The following is a 1,314-nucleotide window of genomic DNA, read 5'->3' as shown; positions in this document are numbered from 1 at the left end:
TTGCCTGAGAATACACCAATACGGGCATGTATGATTCCTCTTTGTTTTAGAATAGTCATTATCTTTTTTTCATCTTGTGATTTTATNACGAGTTTAACCATTTTTCTTGTGCTTTATCAACCCTTACCCTAACTACGGTACTTGATTTTTCTTGGAATGTAATGTCCTTGCCTGAGAATACGCCAATGCGGGCANACGAGTTTAACCATTTTTCTTGTGCTTTATCAACCCTTACTCTAACTACTACACTTGATTTTTCTTGGAATGTAATGTCTTTGCCGGAGAATACACCAATACGAGCGTGTGTGATTCCTCTTTGTTTTAGAATAGACATTATCTTTTTTTCATCTTGCGGCTTTGCTACAAGTAAGAATCTTGAATGTGACTCTGAGAATAACAACTCATCACGCATTAATTTTTCTGATGGAACTTTTTCAAGTGAAACTTTACATCCGATATCATTTGTGACACATAATTTTGATACCGCAACTGCAAGACCTCCCTTGGAACAGTCATGTACAGTTTTGACTAGACCTTTTTCTATCACATCNACAGTTTTGATACCGCAACTGCAAGACCTCCCTTGGAACAATCATGTACTGTTTTGACTAGATTTTTTTCTATCACATCCAGTACACTATCTTGTATTTTTTTAGAAGATTTCATTTCAACNGATTCTTTTGTATCACATCCAGTACACCATTTTGTATTTTTTTAGAAGACTTCATCTCAACTGCAGGGCACTTGCCACCCACCAAATCATGGATGTATTCGTAATATTCAGACCCACCAAGCTCGTCTTTTGTTATACCAAGCATGACAATCAAGTCTCCGTCTTGAATTTTTTGTGAAATCATAGGCTTTTTCTCAATTAGCCCCAGCACTCCAATAAGCGGGGTTGGCTTGATTGGTCCCTCATCAGTTTCATTATACAGACTCACTTTGCCTCCAACACATGGAATTTGGNGATCCGCCAAGCTCGTCTTTTGTGATACCAAGCATGACAACCAAGTCGCCGTCTTGAATTTTTTGTGAAATCAGAGGATTTTTCTCAATTAGCCCCAGCACTCCAATAAGCGGGGTTGGCTTGATTGGTCCCTCATCAGTCTCATTATACAAACTCACTTTGCCCCCAACACATGGAATTTGGAAATATTTGGCATAATCAGTAATTGCCTGGACTGACTCTTTGAATGTCCAAAATATTTCAGGATCCTCTGGATTTCCAAACTGGAGGTGGTCAACCATCCCTATTGGTTTTGCACCGGTGCAGACAACATTTCTGCAGGCCTCATCAAAGCATCCGATTACGCC

3 protein-coding genes are annotated in these 1,314 nt (G+C 39.3%); all 3 read right to left on the bottom strand.

All coding sequences use genetic code 11. The annotated features are described in order from the left end of the window. Nucleotides 1-195: 195 nt before the first annotated feature. On the bottom strand, nucleotides 196-547 hold a 352-nt coding region (locus tag DYY66_RS14460), incomplete at its 3' end, for an AIR synthase-related protein (protein WP_309223981.1). Between the two features lie 4 nt (nucleotides 548-551). After that, on the bottom strand, nucleotides 552-666 hold a 115-nt coding region (locus DYY66_RS16220), incomplete at its 3' end, for a hypothetical protein (protein ID WP_394352597.1). Nucleotides 667-967: 301 nt separating this feature from the next. Continuing rightward, a partial coding sequence (locus tag DYY66_RS14455) for an AIR synthase related protein (protein WP_255496275.1) occupies nucleotides 968-1,248 on the bottom strand: 281 nt, incomplete at its 3' end. Nucleotides 1,249-1,314 lie beyond the last annotated feature (66 nt).

Origin of the sequence: Candidatus Nitrosotalea sp. FS (genome assembly GCF_011319475.1) — an archaeon.
In the GTDB taxonomy this organism is placed as follows: Archaea; Thermoproteota; Nitrososphaeria; order Nitrososphaerales; family Nitrosopumilaceae; genus Nitrosotalea.
Note: the sequence above shows the minus strand (reverse complement) of the source record. Positions and strands in the feature narration are given on the sequence as shown.